21 protein-coding genes are annotated in these 22599 nt (G+C 41.4%); 14 read left to right on the top strand and 7 right to left on the bottom strand.

The window, feature by feature from the left end; all coding sequences use genetic code 11:
- Positions 1-3: 3 nt before the first annotated feature.
- From V7121_RS04200 to V7121_RS04155, 10 genes are all read left to right on the top strand, one after another.
- Positions 4-1719 (top strand): GMC family oxidoreductase, encoded by a 1716-nt coding sequence (locus V7121_RS04200; RefSeq protein ID WP_335497355.1) that lies wholly within the window; start codon positions 4-6, stop codon positions 1717-1719.
- Positions 1720-1794: 75 nt separating this feature from the next.
- A complete protein-coding gene (locus V7121_RS04195) occupies positions 1795-2145 on the top strand; it encodes an ASCH domain-containing protein (RefSeq protein ID WP_335497357.1) in 351 nt (116 codons plus the stop codon).
- Between the two features lie 133 nt (positions 2146-2278).
- Positions 2279-4009, top strand: coding sequence for an ABC transporter ATP-binding protein (locus tag V7121_RS04190; protein WP_335545830.1), 1731 nt, complete (start codon positions 2279-2281; stop codon positions 4007-4009).
- Positions 4010-5875: an ABC transporter ATP-binding protein gene (locus V7121_RS04185; protein WP_420490603.1), complete on the top strand. Its 1866-nt coding sequence runs from the start codon at positions 4010-4012 to the stop codon at positions 5873-5875.
- Positions 5876-6026: 151 nt separating this feature from the next.
- A complete protein-coding gene (locus tag V7121_RS04180) occupies positions 6027-7232 on the top strand; it encodes an MFS transporter (protein ID WP_335497359.1) in 1206 nt (401 codons plus the stop codon).
- A 317-nt stretch (positions 7233-7549) separates the two neighbouring features.
- Positions 7550-8722: an ABC transporter substrate-binding protein gene (locus V7121_RS04175; RefSeq protein WP_335497360.1), complete on the top strand. Its 1173-nt coding sequence runs from the start codon at positions 7550-7552 to the stop codon at positions 8720-8722.
- Between the two features lie 297 nt (positions 8723-9019).
- Complete coding sequence (locus tag V7121_RS04170; protein WP_335497362.1) at positions 9020-9898, top strand: branched-chain amino acid ABC transporter permease; 879 nt, start codon at positions 9020-9022, stop codon at positions 9896-9898.
- A gap of 15 nt (positions 9899-9913) precedes the next feature.
- Positions 9914-10888: a branched-chain amino acid ABC transporter permease gene (locus tag V7121_RS04165; protein ID WP_335497363.1), complete on the top strand. Its 975-nt coding sequence runs from the start codon at positions 9914-9916 to the stop codon at positions 10886-10888.
- A complete protein-coding gene (locus tag V7121_RS04160) occupies positions 10863-11642 on the top strand; it encodes an ABC transporter ATP-binding protein (RefSeq protein WP_335497364.1) in 780 nt (259 codons plus the stop codon). The genes V7121_RS04165 and V7121_RS04160 overlap by 26 nt, the downstream gene beginning before the upstream one ends.
- A complete protein-coding gene (locus V7121_RS04155) occupies positions 11642-12349 on the top strand; it encodes an ABC transporter ATP-binding protein (RefSeq protein ID WP_335497365.1) in 708 nt (235 codons plus the stop codon). Before V7121_RS04160 ends, V7121_RS04155 begins: the two co-directional genes overlap by 1 nt.
- Positions 12350-12392: 43 nt before the next feature.
- On the opposite strand, the gene V7121_RS04150 is transcribed toward V7121_RS04155, so the two are convergent.
- Positions 12393-14201: a TIGR04190 family B12-binding domain/radical SAM domain protein gene (locus tag V7121_RS04150; protein WP_335545828.1), complete on the bottom strand. Its 1809-nt coding sequence runs from the start codon at positions 14199-14201 to the stop codon at positions 12393-12395.
- Between the two features lie 281 nt (positions 14202-14482).
- Here V7121_RS04150 and ybaK point away from each other — a divergent pair, with 281 nt between their 5' ends.
- Both ybaK and V7121_RS04140 read left to right on the top strand, forming a co-directional pair.
- Positions 14483-14959, top strand: a complete 477-nt coding sequence (gene ybaK / locus V7121_RS04145) for a Cys-tRNA(Pro) deacylase (RefSeq protein WP_335497367.1) — start codon at positions 14483-14485, stop codon at positions 14957-14959.
- A gap of 156 nt (positions 14960-15115) precedes the next feature.
- Positions 15116-16219 (top strand): PRK06851 family protein, encoded by a 1104-nt coding sequence (locus tag V7121_RS04140; RefSeq protein WP_335497368.1) that lies wholly within the window; start codon positions 15116-15118, stop codon positions 16217-16219.
- Positions 16220-16390: 171 nt separating this feature from the next.
- Here the strand turns inward: V7121_RS04140 and V7121_RS04135 are convergent, their stop codons facing one another.
- Complete coding sequence (locus V7121_RS04135) at positions 16391-16546, bottom strand: hypothetical protein (RefSeq protein ID WP_335545826.1); 156 nt, start codon at positions 16544-16546, stop codon at positions 16391-16393.
- Positions 16547-16680: 134 nt separating this feature from the next.
- On the opposite strand from V7121_RS04135, the gene V7121_RS04130 reads away from it, so the two are divergent.
- Together V7121_RS04130 and V7121_RS04125 are read left to right on the top strand one after the other, a co-directional pair.
- Positions 16681-17349, top strand: a complete 669-nt coding sequence (locus V7121_RS04130) for a DNA alkylation repair protein (RefSeq protein WP_335545823.1) — start codon at positions 16681-16683, stop codon at positions 17347-17349.
- Between the two features lie 72 nt (positions 17350-17421).
- A complete protein-coding gene (locus V7121_RS04125) occupies positions 17422-18276 on the top strand; it encodes a Cof-type HAD-IIB family hydrolase (RefSeq protein ID WP_335545821.1) in 855 nt (284 codons plus the stop codon).
- A 71-nt stretch (positions 18277-18347) separates the two neighbouring features.
- Here V7121_RS04125 and V7121_RS04120 read toward each other — a convergent pair whose 3' ends face one another.
- From V7121_RS04120 to V7121_RS04100, 5 genes are read right to left on the bottom strand one after another with little or no spacing between them, the layout of a single operon-like run.
- The gene (locus tag V7121_RS04120) at positions 18348-19250 is read right to left on the bottom strand and encodes a FixH family protein (protein WP_335497374.1); all 903 of its coding nucleotides are present in this window, start codon (positions 19248-19250) and stop codon (positions 18348-18350) included.
- Positions 19247-19924: an ABC transporter ATP-binding protein gene (locus tag V7121_RS04115; protein ID WP_335497376.1), complete on the bottom strand. Its 678-nt coding sequence runs from the start codon at positions 19922-19924 to the stop codon at positions 19247-19249. Before V7121_RS04115 ends, V7121_RS04120 begins: the two co-directional genes overlap by 4 nt.
- Positions 19921-20718, bottom strand: coding sequence for an ABC transporter permease (locus V7121_RS04110; RefSeq protein WP_335545820.1), 798 nt, complete (start codon positions 20716-20718; stop codon positions 19921-19923). Before V7121_RS04110 ends, V7121_RS04115 begins: the two co-directional genes overlap by 4 nt.
- A complete protein-coding gene (gene nosD, locus V7121_RS04105; RefSeq protein ID WP_335545817.1) occupies positions 20682-22022 on the bottom strand; it encodes a nitrous oxide reductase family maturation protein NosD in 1341 nt (446 codons plus the stop codon). The genes V7121_RS04110 and nosD overlap by 37 nt, the downstream gene beginning before the upstream one ends.
- Complete coding sequence (locus tag V7121_RS04100; protein WP_335497381.1) at positions 22023-22592, bottom strand: hypothetical protein; 570 nt, start codon at positions 22590-22592, stop codon at positions 22023-22025.
- Positions 22593-22599: the final 7 nt, after the last annotated feature.

Below are 22599 nucleotides of genomic sequence, written 5' to 3'. Positions count from 1 at the left end.
ACAATGGCGAGAAAATTACCAAAAGTCGATGTAGTGATTGTTGGTGTTGGGTGGGCCGGCGGCATCATTGCCTCTGAATTAACAAAAAAGGGACTTAAAGTAGTCGGTTTGGAACGAGGGAAGGAAAGAAAAACAGAAGATTACTTTATGGTTCATGACGAACTTCGTTATGCATTGCGGTACGGATTAATGCAAGATTTGTCCAAAGAGACAATTACTTTCCGAGGAAATGAAAGAATTCGGGCCTTACCAATGAGGCAGTACGGCTCGTTTTTGCTTGGCGATGGTTTAGGGGGTTCGGGTGTCCACTGGAACGGGCAGACTTTCCGCTTCTTACCCTACGATTTTGAAATCTATAGCAAGACTGTCGAACGGTATGGGAAAAACAAAATTCCTGCAGGTATGACGATTCAAGATTGGGGAATTACCTATGATGAGTTGGAACCGTATTATGATCGATTTGAAAAACTAGCGGGAATTTCAGGGGAGGAGAACCCGCTTGCAGGTAAACGATCAGACAAATATCCAACGCCGCCAATGAAAAAGTCACCTCCGCTGAAGATGTTCGAGGAAGCAGCGAAAAAGTTAAAACTGCACCCGTATATGATGCCGTCTGCCAACCTTTCTGAATCCTATAAAAATCCAGATGGGATCTCTCGCGCAGCCTGTCAATATTGCGGCTACTGTGAGCGCTTTGGGTGCGAATATGGAGCAAAGGCAGATCCTGTGGTGACCGTCATTCCAGTCGCAAATAAAACAGGAAATTTTGAGATTAGAACTCATTCCAATGTAAGAAGGATTTTAAAAAAGGGCGATAAAGTAACAGGCGTTTTGTACACGGATGTGACGACTGGAGAGGACATTGAGCAGCCGGCCGATATTGTCGTAATGACTAGTTATGTTTTCAATAATATCCGCCTATTATTAATGTCCGACGTGGGCAGAGCATATGATCCTGGGTCGGGTAAAGGTGTGATTGGGAAAAATTATGCTTATCAGGTCATCAAAGGAAATGCAGTCGGATTTTTTGAGGATAAAGAGTTTAACACCTTTGCTGGGGCTGGCTCGCTTGGGATGGTCCTGGATGACTACAATGGCGATAATTTTGACCATTCAAAGGTTAATTTTATCCATGGCGGAATGGTTTCTCTTAGTCAGACGGGAATGAGACCAATTCAAAACAATCCCGTTCCTGGAGGCAAACCAACCTGGGGAAAGGAATTTAAGGAGAAGTCCGTCAAATATGCCAATCGCTTTTTATCAGTAGCTGCTCAAGGCTCCTCTATGCCTTTCCAGCATCACTATCTAGACCTTGATCCAACCTATAAAGATGCATATGGGGACCCATTAATCCGGATCACATTTGATTTTGAAGAGCAAGATCGGAATCTGGCAAAGTTCCTTGCCGGGAAATGTGAAACTGTCCTTAAAGAAATGGGAGCCGATCATATCGATACAATGAAAGAATTAGGCCCATATGATATCACTACCTACCAGTCCACGCACAATACAGGTGGAGTTATCATGGGTTCTGACCCATCCACTTCTGCTGTTAATAATTATTTGCAAATGTGGGATTATGATAACCTGTTTGTCATTGGGGCATCTGCGTTTCCACACAACTCAGGATATAATCCGACTGATACCGTCGGTGCCCTAGCCTATCGTGCCGTAGAAGGCATCCTTAAATACCAAGATAAGGGCGGCCAAGTTGTATAATTTTCTTAACAATAGATTAAAACGTAGTAATAGTGTTAATATAGATAAAAGAAATGGAAGCAGGAGGAGAAATAAATGACGACTGTAAATGAGAACAATACCTTACCGCCAAAAACTTGTTCAGTTGAACGCTTAGTCACATTGGAATCCGACGTACAGAAAGTCCTTGCGGGTGAAAAAACAGCGACACGTCGTAATGGCCGCTATGCAGACCCAGGTGAAATCATGACACTTGATGGCCGTGATTTTGTGGTTGACCGTGTGTATTCCCAGTCATTAGGTGAACTAACTGATGATGATGCACGCCGCGAGGGCTTTGAAAATGTCGAAGCATATAAACAATCAATCTTAAGCATTCATCCCGGAATGCCTTGGCTGCCGCAAATGCGGGTCTGGGTTCATGAGTTTAGCCCTGTTCAAAAATAGTAAAATAACTGCGGTCCATTTCATTGAAATGGGCCGTTTTTTTTCAGGCACAGGTCAAATAATTGTTTATTCCTTCTAAAAAAAATTATAATATTCCTTAAAGAAAGATTTCCGACATACTGGGGTGAGTGGGATGAAGTTTTTACCTAAATACATAAAAAAATATTGGAAGTCTTTTATGATTGCAGTGTTTTTCCTTACCCTTGAGGCGATTAGTGATTTGATGCAGCCCACAATAATGGCAAAGATCATTGATGAAGGTGTCGCCAACAAGGATATCCACTATGTTTTGAAAATGGGCGGGTTCATGCTGCTTATCACAGCCTGTGGTGCCGTCGCTGCATCCACTAGAAGTGTGGTTGCTAGTATTGTTTCCCAAAACTTTGGTACAGAACTGCGGGCGGACCTTTTTAAAAAGATCCAAACGCTCTCATTTAAGAATATTGATAAATTTGACCGAGCCTCTCTGATTACAAGGCTCACTAATGACGTCACCCAGGTTCAAGTATTTGTCAATGGCTTAATGCGGATATTCGTGAAAGCACCGCTTCTGGCGATTGGAGGCTTGATTATGGCAATGCGGTTAAACCTCCAGCTCTCGGTTGTCCTCGCAGTGGTGGTACCAATTGTTGCCTTGTTAATTATCGTCAATTTGCGCTTAGGATTTCCCCGCTTTTCCCGCGTCCAAAAAGCCCTGGATCGTGTAAACAGTGTCATGCGTGAGTATCTATCTGGTGTACGGGTTGTGAAGGCATTTAACCGCTTTGATGCTGAGGTGGGAAAATTCTCGAGTGTGAATGAACACTATAAACAAAGATCCATTTCAGCCAATCGGCTGATGGCTACGTTCAGCCCCGTAATTATGCTAACAGTCAATTTGGGGATTGTTGCTGTCCTTTGGATTGGCGGCCTTGGAGTAGATAATGGCAGCATTCAGGTGGGTCATATTATTGCCTTTATCAACTATATGACGCAAATATTATTTTCATTGATGATGATTTCGATGGTTTTCAATATGTTTGTCCGAGCTAAGGCATCAGCTGGGAGAATCAATGAAGTATTTTTACAGGAAGACAATCTCACTTGGCTTGAGGGACAGGACGAACCTTTCAAGGAAAAAGGCAGAATTGACTTTGAAAATGTCTCCTTTTCCTATGAAAATACGGCTGGCGAACCAATCTTAAAAAATATTAATCTGACAATCATGCCGGGCGAAACGGTGGGTATCATCGGTTCAACAGGCTCCGGCAAAAGCACGCTTGTCGGCCTGATTCCCCGCTTCTATGATTCTGTGAGCGGCACGATTAAAGTAGATGGCGTCGATAGTAAGCGTGTAGAACCGAAAGTTTTGCGGGAAAAAATTGCGATGGTGCCACAAAAGAATATTCTATTTACGGGCAGTATCGAGGAAAATATCCGCTGGGGAAAGGAAGATGCCACGGACGAGGAAGTGGTGACGGCTGCGACCATTGCTGGGGCACATGATTTTATTGAACGTTCACCAGAAGGCTATCAGACAAGAATTGGTCAGGGTGGCGTCAATTTTTCCGGCGGACAAAAGCAGCGGATTTCAATTGCCCGCGCGTTAGTGAAGAAACCGGAAATTTTAATCCTAGATGACAGTACAAGTGCGGTTGATGTTGCAACGGAGGCAAAAATTAAGGGAGCTCTGAAGAAATATGCAAAGGGTCTCACCTGTATATTGATTGCGCAGCGGATTACCTCAATTATTGATGCAGATAAAATTGTTGTTCTTGACCACGGTGAGCTAGTTGGTTTGGGCACACATCAACAACTATTGAAGGATTGCCGCGTGTACCAGGAAATCTACCAATCCCAAGTCGGTAAGGAGGTGCAGCCATAAATGTCTAAAGAAAATGCACAGACGGCTACCACCCCTCCTACCCCGCCGCCAATGAGACCAGGAGTCTTTGGGGGTGCCCACAGGCGCGGGCCAGTGGTAAAGCCAAAGAATTTTAAAGGAACATTACAGCGGCTTTGGGACTATTTTGGCAAAGAGCGGAAAATGCTGACGATTATTTTTCTCTTTATTGTCGCCGACGCGGCCTTAATGCTCCTTGCCCCCTACCTGATAGGCAAAGCAATTGATGCGATGCGTAGGAATGGCGGTGGAGTAGATTTTGGTTTTCTAGAAATCGTAATCTTCATTTTGGCAGCGGCCTATTTGCTCGACAGCCTGCTTACTTTTTTGCAAGGATGGCTAATGGCTGGCGTATCGCAGCGCATTGTCAAAAGCTTACGGGATGCTCTTTTTAAAAAATTACAAAAGCTGCCTGTCTCCTTTTTTGATTCTCGGTCACATGGTGAATTAATGAGCAGACTATCAAACGATGTGGATAACGTCAGTAACTCCATCTCGCAATCAACAACGCAATTAATGTCCGGTGTGGTCATTATTAGCGGATCACTAATTTTGATGTTATTATTAAGTCCGCTCTTAACGGTGGCGAGTTTAATAACCGTGCCGCTTGTCTTTTTACTAACGAGAACGATTGCTAAGCGCACAAGTGTTCTTTTTAAAAGCCAACAAGTTGAGTTGGGTAAATTAAATGGACATATCGAAGAAACCATTTCTGGAATTGAAATTGTCAAAGCGTTTAATCATGAGGGAAAGGTAATTGAAGAGTTCGACCAGGTCAATACCCGACTGCGTGAGGTCGGCTTAAAAGCTCAAATTTGGTCGGGCTTTTTGATGCCGATTATGAACGTGATCAATAATCTAGGCTTTGCAGTCGTCGCAGTCGTTGGCGGAATTCTTGCGGTGAAAAGCATCATCACTGTCGGAGCAATTGCCAGCTTTATTACTTATTCACGGCAATTCGTCAGGCCGCTTAATGATCTAGCGAATATATTCAATATCCTTCAGTCAGGGGTTGCGGGAGCAGAGCGGGTCTTTGAAATCATGGATGAACAAGAGGAACCAATTGATCCGCCACAAGCTAAAACCTTGGAAAATCCAAGGGGGCATGTTGTTTTTGAGAATGTTAGTTTTGGGTACCGCCCTGACGTACTGATTCTTAAGAATGTCAGCTTTGAAGCTAATATTGGCAGCAGCACTGCCCTGGTCGGTCCTACCGGTGCTGGAAAAACAACGATTGTGAACCTGTTGACGAGATTTTATGACGTGACCAGCGGACGCATCCTACTCGATGGGCACGATATTCGAGAATACACTCGGGATAGCTTACGAAAATGCTTTGGATTTGTTCTGCAGGATACGTATTTATTCTCGGGGACAATTAAAGAAAACATCAAATACGGAAATGCCGATGCTACCGATGACGAGGTCGACCGCGCGGCGAGGATGGCCAATGCGGATACCTTTATCAAACGGCTCCCAAACCAATATGATACCGTCTTAACTGAGAACGGCGGGAATCTAAGTCAAGGCCAGCGGCAATTATTAGCGATAGCGAGAGTTATTTTAGCGAAGCCGGCTTTACTCATCTTAGATGAAGCAACGAGCAGTATCGATACGAGGACAGAGCTCCATATTCAAGAAGCTTTGCTTACATTAATGGAGAATCGAACCAGTTTTATCATTGCCCACCGCCTCAATACGATTCGTGATGCGGACACCATCATGGTCATTGACCACGGCGAAATCATTGAGCATGGAAACCACGAGACGTTAATGAGTCAAGAGGGTAAATACTATAGTATGTTTTTTAATCAATTCAAAAATACCGAAGCGGCGTCAGATTGTTAGAGACTGGATATCCAGTCTCTTTTTTTGGTTATCTAATGACAAGTGTAAAGACACCTGATAGAATACTAATGATTGATAGAATTATTCTTGTACCTAAATTAAGGAATTTTAGGGGATAATGTAAAAAAAGCTGCAGCTTAGGGGGATTGACATGAAAAACAAAAAGGAAATTTCAGGCCGGAGATTGCTTGGTATCGCCGGGATGGGCTGGATGTTTGATGCCATGGATGTTGGCATGCTTTCTTTCATCATTGCAGCCTTAAAAGTAGAATGGGAACTGACTCCCGGTCAGATGGGCTGGATTGGGAGTATCAATTCAATCGGGATGGCGGTTGGTGCCCTTATTTTTGGCTTAATGGCCGATAAAGTTGGCCGCAAGAATGTATTTATTATCACTTTAATACTTTTTTCAGTTGGGAGCGGACTTTCTGCGCTTACGACAACGCTTTCTGCCTTTTTAGTATTAAGATTTTTCATTGGTGCAGGTCTGGGCGGAGAACTGCCAGTTGCTTCAACCCTGGTATCTGAAAGTGTCCCTGCGGAAAAACGCGGCAGGATTGTCGTTTTGCTGGAAAGTTTTTGGGCAGGAGGCTGGTTAGTATCTGCACTGATTTCTTACTTTGTCATTCCAAAATACGGCTGGCAAATTGCTTTGGTTATTAGTGCCATCCCCGCCCTTTATGCTTTATACCTGCGAATCGGTTTACCTGACTCGCCTCGCTTTACAGCGATAAAGAAGTCAGAAAGAATCTCTGCTTTTGAAAGCTTTAAAAGATTATGGTCAAAGGAATATCGCCGTCAAACTGCAATGCTATGGATAGTATGGTTTTGCGTGGTATTCTCCTATTATGGCATGTTCCTTTGGCTTCCAAGTGTCATGGGCATGAAGGGCTTTAGTTTAGTCAAGAGCTTTGAATATGTGTTGATCATGACGCTTGCCCAGCTGCCAGGTTATTTCACTGCCGCTTGGTTCATTGAAAAATTCGGACGTAAATTTGTATTAGTCATTTATTTACTCGGTACTGCCGTCAGTGCTTATTTCTTCGGAACGGCCGATTCCACTGCCCAACTGCTGACAGCAGGAATTCTGTTATCCTTCTTTAATCTAGGTGCATGGGGCGGCTTGTATGCCTACTCTCCAGAACAGTACCCAACAATTATCCGCGGTACCGGCACCGGCATGGCAGCCTCATTTGGACGAATTGGCGGTGTTCTTGGACCATTATTGGTAGGATCGTTAGTCACAAGAAACGTATCCATTTCAACAATCTTTACGATCTTCTGTATTGCTGTCCTCGTCGGGGCTTTTACGGTATTCTTTTTGGGAAAAGAAACGAAACGAAAAGAACTAGTATAATATTTCAAGTGGAGAGATTCCTTAATGAGGAGTCTCTTTTTTCATATATTCAACTAAGAAACATATTTAACCAAAATAATTGGAAAATGAAGTTTACTCCCTCAGCAATAATAATTACTGTATGGCTTTAGCGGGATAAAGATTTAATGGTGGTAAAACTCAGTATTTTTACTATATTGCAAATTATTTTAAAATAATGTACAATACCACTAGACGAACCCCTAAATATTTTGTACAATGTTTTCAGAATATTATCTTTTTTTAAAACAGTTAGACAAAGGTGTTTGGGAAATTTTTTAAAAATTAGGGGGTAAATCATGAGGAAAAAGAAGTTAGCAGGAATCTTTATGTCGTTTATGGTGGCAGCTGGGGTGTTGGCAGGATGTAATTCAAGTGCTAGTGGTGATGGGGAAAAAGGCGGCAAGATTAAAATTGGTGCGAACCTTGAACTATCTGGCGGAGTGGCTTCTTATGGTCAATCAGCAAAAGAAGGTATTGAATTAGCAATTGAAGAAATCAACAAAAAAGGTATTGATGGTAAAAAGCTTGAATTAGTGACATTCGACAATAAATCGGATGCAGCAGAAGCAACAAGCGGTGCACTTAAACTTGCTACACAAGATAAGGTTGTAGCGATGATTGGTGCAGCTACAAGTACAAACACACTTGCACAAGTACAAATTGCGCAGGATAATAAAATTCCTTTAATCACACCTACGGCAACTAACGCTACGATTACTAATAAAGATGGCAAGGTAAATGACTTTGTATTCCGTACATGCTTTATCGATCCATTCCAAGGAACGGTTGCAGCAAACTTCGCAACCAATGATTTAAAGGTTAAAAATGCGGCTGTTTTAATTGACAGCTCAAGCGATTACTCAAAAGGTCTTGCAGCCTCCTTCAAAAAGTCGTTTACAGCTAATGGAGGAAAGATTGTTAAAGAAGGAGCATATGTGGCAAAGGACACAGATTTCCGTGCAACTTTGACAAATATCAAAGCAGCTAATCCGGATTATATATTCCTTCCTGGGTTCTATGAAGAAGTAGGTTTAATTGTTAAACAAGCTCGTGAGCTTGGCTTAAATGTACCAATCATGGGCGGCGACGGCTGGGATTCACCAGACCTAATAAAAATCGCTGGAGCAGGAACGCTTAACAATACATTTATTACAAACCACTATTCATCAGGTGATAGTGACAAGAAGGTGCAAGAATTCGTTACTGCTTTCAAGGCTAAATATAATGGCAAATCTCCAGATGCCTTTACGGCGCTTGGGTATGATACAGTCTACTTCGTAGCAGATGCGATTAAGCGTGCAGGAAGCGCAGATCCTCAGAAAATCCAAAAGGCTCTTGAAGAAACAGATGGTTTACAACTTGTTTCAGGTAATGTAAAGCTTGATAAAAACCATGATCCAATTAAAGCGGCTGTAATTCTTGAGTACAAAGATGGTCAACAACAATTTAAAACAAAGATTAATCCTTAATAAAGAAAAAGCGGAAGCGCCTTGAACAGGGGCGACAGGCATAAGACGAGCCGGCGAGAAGGTTGCTCTTTAACCTTCTTGACGGATTGGCTTATGACCCCGAGCCCCTAGGCGCTGCAGCTAACCTATAGAATCTGAATCTGCTAGACAAATTTTAATAGTTTGCCAAAGGGATAGGGAGCGGATGTCTCCCTATTCCAATTTATTAGAGAAAAGCACGTTTCCCAACATGCAAATATTGTTTAACTGTATTTAAAAAAAGAGACGTTGGAGTCGGTCCAAAGGAGTGTAAGACATATGGAATTATTACAGCAGCTTGTCAATGGAATTTCCTTGGGCAGTATTTATGCATTAATCGCCCTGGGGTACACAATGGTTTACGGTATTGTAAAATTGATTAACTTTGCCCATGGGGATGTCTTCATGGTTGGTTCATTTATTGGCTTTTATTCAATTACTGTTTTAGATTTAGGATTTTTTCCAGCCTTACTTATTTCGATGGTTGCCTGTGCCATCTTTGGTGTATTAATTGAGCGGATTGCCTATAAGCCGCTTAGAAATGCCACAAGAATCGCAGCGTTAATTACCGCAATTGGAGTTTCATTGTTTATCGAATATGGAACCATTTATATTCGCGGTGCTCAGCCAGAAGCCTATCCAGATGGTATCGTTCCACTAAAAACCCTTGAGGTATTTGGGGTAAAAATTAGCGGCCAGTCGATCCTTATTTTAGGAACATCGGTATTTTTAATGATTTTACTGCAATTTATTGTTCATAAAACAAAAATTGGTAAAGCAATGCGTGCCGTATCACATGACATGGATGCCGCAAGATTAATGGGAATTAATGTAAATAATACAATTTCTGCAACCTTTGCGATTGGATCAGCCCTTGCTGGAGCCGCTGGTGTTATCTTTGGGGTCTACTATACGAAAATTGAGCCGCTAATGGGAATTATCCCGGGGCTTAAAGCGTTCGTTGCTGCCGTTTTAGGTGGAATTGGAATTATCCCTGGCGCGATGACTGGTGGTTTAGTATTGGGTGTCATTGAGTCACTCGTCAGTGCAGCAGGTTACTCGCTATGGAGAGACGGTGTAGCATTTGTCGTGCTTATCTTAATTTTAATTTTCCGCCCTGCTGGTTTATTTGGTAAAAATATTAGGGAAAAGGTGTAAGGAGGTCTTTTAGCAATGGCAATTTTAAAACAAGCAAAATTTTTCTGGACCTCGATCGTTTTAGCCATCGTTTTTTCGGTCGTCATGCAATTTTTAATCACTGGTGGTTCATTGAATCAATTCTATGTAAATACGCTATTTTTTATTGGTATTAATATTATTCTAGCAGTAAGTCTTCACTTAATTATTGGTGTAACCGGACAGTTCTCAATTGGACATGCTGGATTCCTTGCAGTTGGGGCTTATGCCTCAGCCATTATGACCATGAAGCTCAGCCTTCCTTTTCCAGTTGCCCTTCTTGTTGGAGGTCTTGCAGCTGCAGTAGCCGGGCTTATAATCGGGATTCCTTCTCTTCGGTTAAAAGGAGATTACCTCGCGATAGCAACACTTGGATTTGGTGAGATTGTGAGAATTGTTTTCCTGAATATTGATTATGTTGGTGGAGCAAGCGGTATGACTGTCTCCCACTTTACAACATGGCCATGGTTAATTGCTTGTGTCATTTTGACCGTCGTTGTTATTGCAAACTTTACAAATTCAACTCATGGCCGAGCTTGTATTTCCATTAGAGAAAATGAAATTGCGGCAGATGCAATGGGCATTAACACAACTTACTATAAGGTAACGGCCTTTGCAATCGGTGCTTTCTTTGCTGGAATTGCTGGTGCTTTATATGCGCATAACTTCTATATCATTCAGCCAACAAACTTTGGCTTTTTGAAATCATTTGATATTTTAATATTTGTCGTACTTGGCGGGTTGGGCAGTATGTCCGGAGCGGTTATTGCTGCTATCATCTTAACAATTATCTCAACCTATCTATCTAGTTATCCTGAGGTTCGGATGGTTATTTACAGTCTTGTCCTAATTGTAATGATGCTATTCCGTCCACAAGGCCTGCTTGGCACAAGAGAGATTACCTCATTCTTTAAGGTTGGTAAGACGGCTAAAGGAGGAGTACAGCATGACAACGAAAAAACAGTTGCTTAAAGTAGAAAATGCAGGAATCCGCTTTGGCGGTTTAAAAGCTGTTTCTGAGGTAAACCTGGAATTAAAACAGGGTGAACTTGTCGGTTTAATTGGACCAAACGGAGCCGGTAAGACCACCTTCTTCAACCTGCTAACGGGTGTGTATGTCCCGACTGAAGGCAGTATTTCGTTAGATGGCGAGAAACTTAATGGACTAGCTCCCTATAAGATTACGAAAAAGGGAATCAGCCGGACCTTCCAAAACATTCGTTTGTTTAGTGAACTGTCCGTTCTCGATAATGTAAAGGTAGCCTATCATTCGCTTGCGAAGCATTCGATGGTGAGTTCCATTTTCCGCCTTCCCACCCACTTTGCTGGAGAAAAGGAAATGGAAGCGAAGGCAATTGACTTCTTGAAAATTTTCAAGTTAGAAAATGTTATGCATGAAAAGGCAAAGAACCTGCCATATGGTCAGCAGCGTCGTCTTGAAATTGCCCGCGCATTAGCCGCAAATCCGAAGTTATTGCTTCTCGATGAACCGGCTGCCGGGATGAATCCACAGGAAACAGAAGAACTGATGAATTTAATTGCGTTAATCCGTGAGAAATTTTCATTAACCATCCTCTTAATTGAACATGACATGCTACTTGTTATGGGTGTATGTGAGCGGATTTACGTGCTGGATCACGGTCAATTAATTGCTGAGGGGACACCAGAACAAATCAGAAGTAATCCAAAAGTCATCGAAGCCTATCTTGGCGAGGAGGTCTCCTAATGTTAAAAGTGCATGATATTAATGTTTATTATGGAAATATCCACGCTTTAAAAGGAGTTTCCCTCGAAATTAATCAAGGGGAAATCGTTACCTTAATTGGGGCTAATGGAGCAGGGAAAAGTACATTATTACAGACTATATCTGGGTTACTTAAACCCAAGAACGGTGAAATCCTGTTTAATAATGAGCATGTTGCCGGTAAGGTTCCGCAATTAATTGTAAAGCGCGGAATATCGCAAGTACCTGAAGGACGCCGCGTATTCTCAAATATGTCAGTTGAGGAAAATTTAGAATTAGGCGCCTACTTGCGGAAAGATAAAAAAGGCATTCAAGAAGATTTTGAAAAGGTCTACCAGTTGTTTCCACGACTGCTTGAGCGCCGCAAACAGCAATCTGGGACACTATCCGGTGGTGAGCAGCAAATGCTCGCGATGGGTCGTGCATTAATGGCTAGACCGCGCCTGTTACTGTTAGATGAGCCATCCATGGGTCTTGCTCCTCTTTTGGTAAAGACGATATTTAAAATAATCGAGGAAATCAATAAAACAGGTACGACCATTCTATTAGTTGAACAAAATGCGAATATGGCACTCTCCATTGCCGACCGTGCCTACGTTATTGAAACTGGAAAAATTGTTGCCTCAGGTACAGCTGCCGAACTTAATCAAAGCGACCAGATTAGAAATGCTTATCTTGGTGGACATTAAACCTAGGATGCAAAAGGAGTGGGAAGCCCCACTCCTTTTTTTCTTATATTTTCATTTTCCTTTGTTCAGGATCAAGCCTGAATTGCTGGCGGCGCTGCGGTTTTAATAGATGCCTAATTTTGTTTGCATAATCCTCGTACAACTGTTCCAGTCCTACTAAAGTAAGGGAAAAGAAGTTGGCGTAATTCTTCTGAACTTCCCACTTTAGCTCATTCTTCCCACAGATACTATACTTATTTAATTCCTCAATTTCCTCACGAATCTTAGCTAATTCACCGGCTTGCTGCTCCTCTGGCAGCGCAAGGACCTGATCAATCTTTTCAATATAATTAATGGATTTCTCAATCTTCCAATTTATTTCCTTATAGCCATCTTCATCAATGAGGCCGTATTTTAATTTGAAGTCATTTAGTAATTTAGCAGACTCATAGGTAGAATTAACAATATCATCCCGGGTCATGTCCTTTGTTTCATAGCTTAGCATATGCTTCCAAGATGGCTGTGTAATAGCCTTGCGGTGGTCTTCAAGAGTGTGGCAATACTTTTTATAACCGTGCAGTTCAGGATTTTCAAAGGCTGGGCTTGCAGGATCAAGGAACGGTGCAAGCGGTGCAACAAAATAGAAAATCCGCTTGTCTTGATTACAAGCAAGGTGAATCTTCTCACAGAAATCTATGTTTTCTAAAGCACTGTTATAGGTCTGGCCTGGAATTCCGACCATGAAAAATAAATCGATTTTTTTACAGCCATGTTTTAGCGCAAAATTAAGTGTATCAATCACTTTTGGGTTGGTACAATTAAATTTCCCGTTATAGCGTCTGATTTTTTCATCGTGAGTTTCTAGTGTAATTTCAATACTGTATTTCGGCACACTATCATTCATTTGTTTAAAGAACTCTTCGTCAGCATACTGGAATAATTCAAACACCACTTCATTTTGAAGATTGAGCTCCTTTAGCCGGCTGAAAAATTCTTTTACATATTCACGTCCACCCTGACGAAGGTCATGCAGGATAAAAATCGGAGCCCGGCTAAATCGTGAAATGAATTTAATATCTTCAACCAGTTTTTCAGGTGATCGTAAAGCAAGCGAACTACGGTTGCAGTTTTGGTCATAAGCAGCTTTAGAACCGCCGCAAATTAGACAGTTTTGAGAGCATCCTCGTGCTGTCAGTAAAGCTGTATTCGGGTATTGAAGCCAGCCATTGTAGGGAAGCGGGTCAAGGAAATTACGGTATTTAAATACAGAACGGATCGCATAGCGATATCCCGGAACATCCAGATCATCCAAATCCTTTGGTACATAGGTAAGCGGATTGTAGCCGATGTTACTGCCTTTTTTCCAAGTTAAATTTGGAATGTCAGCATAGTGGGTATTTCCCTGTTCAATCTTATTCATTAACAACAGCATCAACTTTTCAGTTGAATCGCCGCGCATGACAAAGTCAATACAAGGGTACTCGATTAATTCTTTATGGTAATAGGTCGCTGATAGGCCGCCAAAGATTACTGGGGTCTCAGGATGGAGTTTTTTAACAATTTTAGCTAACTCGATACTGCCGTGGGCATGCGGAAGCCAATGCAAGTCGATTCCGAAGGCTTTGGTATTGATGTTCTTTAACTTAGCCTCAACGTCAAACTTTTCACTCATCAACATACGGTTGGCAATATTGATAATTTTTACGCGCAGGCCGTATCTCTCTAGATACTCTGCAATACTCGTGATGCCGATGGGATACATTTCAAATACAGGCGATGATGGGACAACATCACTGATGGGGCCGGCGAGCAAGGAGTTTTTTCTAAAATCATAGACGCTGGGTGCATGCAAAAGGACTAAATCATATTTCATTAATTCCACCTCATGTAGATTAGTTTGGATAAACAGTTTTTATATAGGGTTAAAATTAATTTGTGAAGTTTTTCACATAAACTAATTATATATAGTGATAATGAAGATATTTTCATATTTGGTAATCTAAGTCATTTATTGTTCTTAAATTTAGTGTACTATAATAATGGTTTAATAGAGTGACAAACGGGTGACAGATTTTGGGGGATTTTGTGTAATTTTTGTTAATCCAGTATGCTAATAGTATAAAGTGATTTTAATCTTTTGGGAGGATATGACAGGTGGCACAGGTAAAAACCAATGCAATGCGAATTCTAGATGCAAAAAAGGTTAGCTATGAAATACTTACCTACGATAATAAAGATGGAAAAATCGACGGTGTTTCTGTTGCTGAGAAGATTGGCAGAGACCCAGAACAAGTCTACAAGACGTTGGTTGCACAGGGGGCAAGCAGGAATATCTATGTGTTTGTCATTCCAGTGGCTGCGGAATTGGATTTAAAAAAGGCAGCCAAAGCCGCTGGTGAGAAAAACATTGAAATGCTGCCAGTCAAGGATATTCAGAAATGGACTGGATATATTCGCGGCGGCTGTTCGCCGATTGGAATGAAAAAGGAATATAAGACGTTTATTGATGAACATGCTAAACAGCTATCGGCCATCATCGTAAGCGGTGGAAAAATTGGGGTTCAAATGGTGTTGGATCCTGTTCAATTAGCAGAGGTCACAAAATCTGACATTGTCCCGATTAGTAAGTAAGATTTTTTTCCTAGGCACTCACCTATGGGTGGCATTCGCATAAGATAGGGTGAAATTATCTTTCGAGTGTCTCGATAAAAGCGGAAGCGCCTGCTTAGTGAAGTCCACTTGACGCTAGGCGCTGGAGCTGGACAGAGAAAAGGGAGTGTTGATTCAGTGGCAGGGAAAATTAAAAATTACTTTGCTGGCGGGAATACAGCGAGAGGCTTTCATCATCTATATGACTCCAATCTACAAGGTCTCGACCGTTTATTTATTTTAAAAGGCGGACCAGGAACTGGCAAATCATCTTTGATGAAAAAAATCGGCAATGAATGGCTTGAAAAAGGATTTGATATTGAATTTTTACATTGTTCTTCCGACAACGAATCGATTGATGGGGTATTAATCCCTCAGTTAAAGGTAGGAATTGTCGATGGAACAGCCCCACATGTAATTGAACCAATAGCACCAGGCGCAATTGATGAATATATTAACCTCGGTGAAGCTTGGAATGCCCGCGACTTAGCGGTCCATAAAATGAAAATCCTGAAATTAACCAATCAAATCAGTCAGTCCTTTCATAAGGCCTATGATACGTTTAAAGAAGCACTGGATATACATGACGATTGGGAAAAGATTTATATCAACAGCATGGATTTTAAGAAAGCAGATCAATTAACAAACAAATTAATTGATAGCTTTTTTGGAAAAATGAAGCTCAGTAAAAGGTCAGATATCCGCCATCGCTTTTTAGGGGCGGCAACGCCTAAGGGAGCAGTCGATTATGTTCCGAATTTAACCGAAGAGATTCCAAAGCGTTACTTTATAAAAGGCCGTCCGGGCTCTGGTAAATCAACGATGCTGAAGAAACTTGCGGCAGCAGCTGAAGTGCGTGGGGTGGATGCAGAAGTGTATCACTGCGGTTTTGACCCGCACAGTCTTGATATGGTTATTTTTAGGGAGCTTGGCATTGCCATCTTTGATAGTACAGCCCCACATGAGTATTTCCCAAGCAGGGATGGCGATGAGATTATCGATATGTATGAGTTACTCATCGCACCTGGAACAGATGAAATTTTTGAAGACATTATCAGCAAAATCTCGACGAATTATAAAAATAAGATGAATGAGGCTATCTCCTATTTGGCAAGGGCAAAGGAACTTCACGATGAGCTTGAGGAAATCTATATCGCCGCAATGGACTTCTCTGTTGTCGAACAGATTCAAACTAAAATTGCAGAGGAAATCCGGGCATTAGCTGCGAGTAAGGTAGAATAAAACAAAAGGTGAGGACTGTCTAGTGACCGAGGGCAGTTCTTTTTCTTGAGGTTTAATTTCCAAAATATGTATTTTTGTGCTAAACCACCTGAAATCTGTACTAAACTATTTGAAACTTGTACAAAACCCTTAAAAAATCGACTTTCTAACGTGAAAGTCGATTTTTTCCTCTTAAGATTGTGGATTTGTTTTGCTTTTTTGCCCTTTATTACGCTTATTCCCTTTGCTGTTATCGCCGCTGACAAACTCACTCGCGAATTCAGCTTCGGCATTCCCAGCCTGTGGGGAGTTTTGGTTCTTAATGCCTTTGTCATTTTTCTTAGTCATCAACTATCCCTCCTTTTACTATCGTTTAGTTTGGTTCCGCGCAGGTTGTTTATTCAAGAAAAATAAAGGAAATATTGGGGGTTAGGAGAATTAATTCAAGGTTAGTAAGAAGTTTTTTGAGAGGGATGATATAAATGCAGTCAATAGTTGCACGGTTAACAGAACTGTTTGAAGAAAACCGCAATCAGGCTAATGCCGAGCCCATGAAGAACTATATGAAAGGTCACTTTCCCTTTCTTGGAATCAAGAAGCCGGAACGCAGTTTGTTAGAGAAAAAATTTTTTCAAGAAACAAAGGTTTTGAAAGAGCCCTTTAACCAGGAATTTATTCGCGAGCTATGGGCGCAGGATGAACGTGAATATCAATATACGGCCCTTGTTTATATGGAAAAGACTTTAAATAAGCTTGAGAAAACGGATTTTCCCTTTATGGAGGAGTTGATTACCACGAAGTCATGGTGGGATACGGTGGATGCGATTGCCCCTAAGCCTGTCGGTAAAATTGCCGAAAAGTTCCCAGAAGTGGCTGCTGAAACCATTGATGGCTGGGCAATGAATGACAATCTCTGGCTGCGAAGGGCGGCCTTGCTTTTCCAGTTAAAGTATAAAGAGAAAACGAGGGAAGAATTACTTTATAAATACATACAGCAAAATGCCCAAAGCAGGGAATTTTTTATCCAAAAGGCAATTGGCTGGGCACTACGGGAGTATTCAAAGACCAATCCTGAATCAGTGAAGAGGTTTATCGAAACGACAAAGTTAGCGCCGCTCAGTGTTCGCGAAGGAAGTAAGTATTTGGCTTGAGCATATCGGAGATAATGTACTTGGATAATCTGTTAAAATGGCAATAGTGAAAAGGGATTGAGGGTGGACAGCATGATCAAATGTATTGCAACAGATATGGATGGAACATTATTAAATTCAGTTCAACAAATTAGCGCTGCGAATAGAGAGGCAATTTTAAAAGCACAGTCACAAGGAATTGAGGTTGTCGTCGCGACAGGACGGTCGTATCAAGAGGCGACCTATGTCCTTGGTGAGGCAGGCTTAACCTGCCCTGTTATTTGTGTCAATGGTGCGGAAGTTCGCTCTAAGGAGGGTGAGGTTCTTTCAGCAACATCGATTGGGAAAGACCTTGCCAGAGAGGTTGCAGCAAGGCTTACAGGCAAGGAAGTATATTTCGAGGTATACACCAACGAAGGTGCATATACAGTCGACCCAGACAAGGCAGTGTCGATTCTCGTTGATATAGTAATGAGTGCTAACCCCGAGGTGAATCGCGATGAGATTACCGAGGCAGCTGGGGCAAGAATCCGTGATGGGTTAATCCATACGATTGAGGATTACGAACTGCTCTTTGCCAATGAAGAGTATCAAATTTATAAATTACTGGCCTTCTCGTTTGATAAGGTAAAACTAGAGGCTGCCAATCAAGCATTAGCTGGTTTAACAGAACTTGCTATTGCCTCTTCAGGTCATGAAAACATCGAAATTACGCACCGTGATGCCCAAAAAGGAATTGCGCTCGAGTGGTTTGTGTCGGCTAAAGGGATCACCTTAGCGGAAACAATGGCGATAGGCGACAACTACAATGATGTCTCCATGCTGAAAAAAGCAGGCCGGTCAGTAGCGATGGGCAATGCCGGTTACGAGATCAAGTCACTTTGTGATGTCATTACAGACACCAATGAAGAAAACGGCGTAGCAAAGGCAATCCTAGAGGTTATTTAAGGATAAATGAAATGAAAAAGGGTGTCAGGTACCATGTGAAATTTTCACATGGTACCTGACACCCTTCTTTTCTATAAGATTTCAATTTTTAAGGAATTAACTTGAGATACTAGCAGTTCTTCGTATTCTTTTTGGGCTTGGTAGTAGACTTCCTGATCGCCTGCTTTTGGGTTTTCTTTCTTAGCTTTATTGATTAAGTCTTTTTGGACTTTTTGGGACATGACAATCATTTGATATTGCTGTTTTTCTGTTGCCCAAAATTTGTCTTCACCATACTGGTTAATCAGCTTTTTAGCGGATTCATACTGGTTGTATTGGCCACGTGCTTTCTCGAGGGCTGCATTTACCTCAGTATCAGCCGCTTTATGGCCCTTTTCCGATGCCAGCAGCGCCATAGCACGCAAGCGAATGATTTGTGTTAATAATTGATTCTTATCCTCAACCGTTTTTTCCTGGGAGTCTAAATATGCTAATTCTTCCTCCAACTGCTTGCCTGTGTATTTCTTCTTTGCGCCCTCGCGGTTGATTTCCAACTGCAGCTGATTAATAAGTCGGTAGAAACTGACATCTTCCGCGGTAATCCACTCTCCATTGATCTTGGCTACACCTTTTGGTTTAGTGACATTAAGGTTGAGGACTTTTTCCGTCTTTTTGCCATCTTTTTCAAGGGTAAATACGGCTTCGTATTTGCCGCCCATTGGCAGATTTACTTTACCGGAATAGGTGCCGTTCTTTCCTTCAACAAGCTTGACATCATAGCTGCCGTGGTCCATTTGTGTCATTGATAATTGGGCTGCAACATCAAGCCCTTTTACTGCCTTGTTGTTTTCTGTTACTTTTACTTCAAATGGCATTGCTGTATCCTTGACGAAATATAACTCCTTTGTAACGGTCACTTTATAGTCAGGACCGGAACTGCACCCTGTGATGACGGCTATCAGAAAAAGGAAAGCCAATACTACCCGTTTCTTCATGAACTAATTCCTCCTAAATTATGAGTTTGCAAAAACTCATCTACTGTAAACTTTTCCATTTTGCCATTTTCTAAATAAGCGACATGGGTACAAATTTGTTTGATTTCATCCAAGTGGTGCGAGGACAGCAGGATCGTTTTATTCTGAAGGGAACCAAGTACCTCCAAAATCTCTTTTCGGCCAAGCGGGTCGATACCGCTCGTAGGTTCATCCAGAATGAGCAGACTAGAATCCTGGTAAAGGGTTATCGCTAAGCCAAGCCGCTGCAGCATTCCTTTCGAATACTTCTTTACTTGGACATCCCGGTCATCCCATAGGCTGACTGACTTCAGCACCTGCTCGATCCGTTCTTGGTTAGGAGTCTTGGAAACTGCTTCGGCAAAAAAGGTGATATTTTCGAGACCAGTCAGCATCGGATATAACATGAATTTTTCAGGCAGATAGGCGATTGTTCTTTTCCACTCTTCATTTTTCTTATTAACGGCAATCCCGTTAATCAAAATCTCACCTTGCTTGACTGGCAATAAGCCAAGCAAACTATTAATAAACGTTGATTTCCCGGCACCATTTCGGCCGACAAGGGCACATATTTCATTCGGATGAATGGTGATATTAATCGAATCGAGGACGTTTTTTTTCCCGAACGATTGATTTAAGTTGGTCACGTTAATCATTCGTACCCCTCCTTACGGTTGAAAACAATCGCAGTAAAAAACGAAACGACCAACCAGAACAAAAGATTTCCAAGTAGGAAGAAGGCTGGCTTCGTCCACATAAACGCTTGTAAAAGTCTCGACATATGGCCAAAGGAATATACCCCTGTACCGGTTTCAAGAAACATTCGTACCGCTTGAAGCGGATTTAGAAAATAGACGGATGAAAATAGTTTCACATTTTCATGCGTCACATCTGGTAAAAACGACAGTAAGATAAAATCATGTAAGAAGAAAAAGTAGAACCAGACAAAAATGGTAAACCCTAGAATCTGCATCCGTGAGCGGCTGATGCTCCCGATAGCAGCACCCATTTGCAGAAAGACAAGGCTCATGCAAACAATCGCTGCCGCAAAGATGAAATAACCTTTAATATCAAGTTGAAAATTAAATTTTAGGAGTAACAGGTAGATGAAAAACCATGTGACTAGCGGAACGAGCACAACGGTATAGAGTCCAAGACTTTTTTTGAGCAGGAAGCTGCCGAAATGGTCGGTCTTGGTCAGCAGCATAATCAATGTCTTTTGTTCCTTTTCTTGAAAAATCGAGAACGCCCCAATAAATAAACATAGAATTGGAATAAAGTAGATAATCGTATCAAATAGATTGATTAAGAGCACATAAAAGCCTTTATCAAATGAAAGGGCGGAGGAACGAAAAAATATCGCAATTGAAATCAGAACAATAATACTTAAGCTTAGCCAGAGTCCTTTTCCTCTTATATTTTCCTTCCATTCCTTCCAAATGTAATGCATAGTAGGTGTCTCCCCTTTATTAAAATCGCTGCCAGTAGTATACCGGCGACTAGTAAAATTGCATTCGTATGTGACCCTTTGGATGCTGCTATTGGGTGTGTATCTTTAAACATGATTGCTTCGTTTGTCAGCGCTGCGTTCATTTTTTCATAAATCTTCAGTGCTGGACTTTTTAAAAATAAATAAGATAATTCTTGATCCTCAATTAGTTGATATAAAGAGGATCGATAGGTTATTGGAAAATCCCCAATGCTGTCTTGGTTCAAATCGGTGATTGGAAAGGTGCTTCCCCAGTCATTCCCTTTGCCATTTTTGCTCCAGGAATTATTCTCTCCATTGCCGCCAAGCGTTACAGCAGGAATCGTATTTTCGGTAATTTGGTTTAAGGTAAAAGTTTGCTCATTGGAACTTGCCCAAAGTTCAATTCCAATTTGGTTTTGAACGATTTTGTTATGGCGAAATTCATTTCTTGTGGCTTGATCGATATACATGCCGCGTTGGTTCATATAAAAGGTATTATTGGAAATATAATTATCATTGGCTTGGAGCAGCAATAAGCCAAACGATTGGTTGCCATAGTTCACAATAAACTGATTATCCTCGAGTTTCAAATGGTTCGAGTTCATAATCGCGGCGCCGCCGGTATTCATCGTAAAGGTATTTTTCTTAAAAATATTTTTGTCGGAGTACATGTAATGCAATCCATATCTGGTTTGGCTAATATTGTTTTTGTAACTGCGATTGTTATTGGCATAATCAAAGAACATCCCGTCCCGGGTACCTTCAATTGTATTCTTTTCTAGTAGATTATCATTAGCATAATACACATGAATCCCATTTCCCTGTGCGGCAATTTCACCTTTGCCCATTCCCTTTATATGATTGAAACGAATCTTATTATTGTGGGCCTGGCTTAAGTAAATGCCGTGAAAGGAGTCGCGGATGTTGATATGTTCAACGATATTGTTGTTTGTGTAAATCTTGATGGCCGCGTATTCCTCGGGTGAGTTCCTATCCATCCCCCCGTGTATGACGGTTAGATGGCTAAGCTTCACATGCGGAGCTTTAATCGAAATGACATTCCCCGTTCCGTCTCCCTTAATTACGGTATGTTTCGAACCAATCAGCGTCAGCGATTTGTTGATGACAATATTCCCCTGATAGGTTTTATTTTCAAGCTGTAATACCGCCCCATCTTTCAGGCTGTCGATGGTTACTTGTAAATTTTCGGCTGCCAGCTTTTTCTCAGGGCTTATCAATAAAAATAGAGAAAAAATGAAAGATAAGAGCGTTAGTTTTTTCATTTATTTTCGATCCTTCCATAAAGGAATGAGTAATAGGATAAAGGCTGCAATCACCAAATAAGTTCCCAAGCCTAGCAGGCTGGTGGTGTGAAAGTTGGCAACTGTATTATGCCCTAAAATCGGCGGTACAAATGGATCCATTTTGATTGGTGCTTCCGGACTTAAATTGGTACCAAACTTTTTCAGTGCGTGCTGAAGGTCAAAAACACCTAAGCCGCCGCCTATCACAAATAAACTAATTAAGCCATAAAGGACAGATTTTTTACGAAGCAGGGCGGTTAAAAGGGTAAGGGCCGCTAAACCTCCAACTAAATAAGGAAGATAGGCTAATTCAGGGAAATTCTTTTCACTGAAGTTGGCCATCCCGATATAGTGGTTAAGACCATTGACAATATCAATTTGTCCCTCCAGCTTATTTGGGTAGACAATAATATTTAACCCTTCTGGATATTGAGGAGCCACAAAGACCATTTTCCACCATGGAAAAAATAATGAAATGACTATTAAAATCGCTGAAACAACAATTAATAAGGAAGACACCATTGATAATTTTTTTGATTGACTGTTCATTATAAAC

Origin of the sequence: Neobacillus drentensis (assembly GCF_036962125.1) — a bacterium.
Taxonomy (GTDB): domain Bacteria; phylum Bacillota; class Bacilli; order Bacillales; family Cytobacillaceae; genus Neobacillus; species Neobacillus drentensis_B.
Note: the sequence above shows the minus strand (reverse complement) of the source record. Positions and strands in the feature narration are given on the sequence as shown.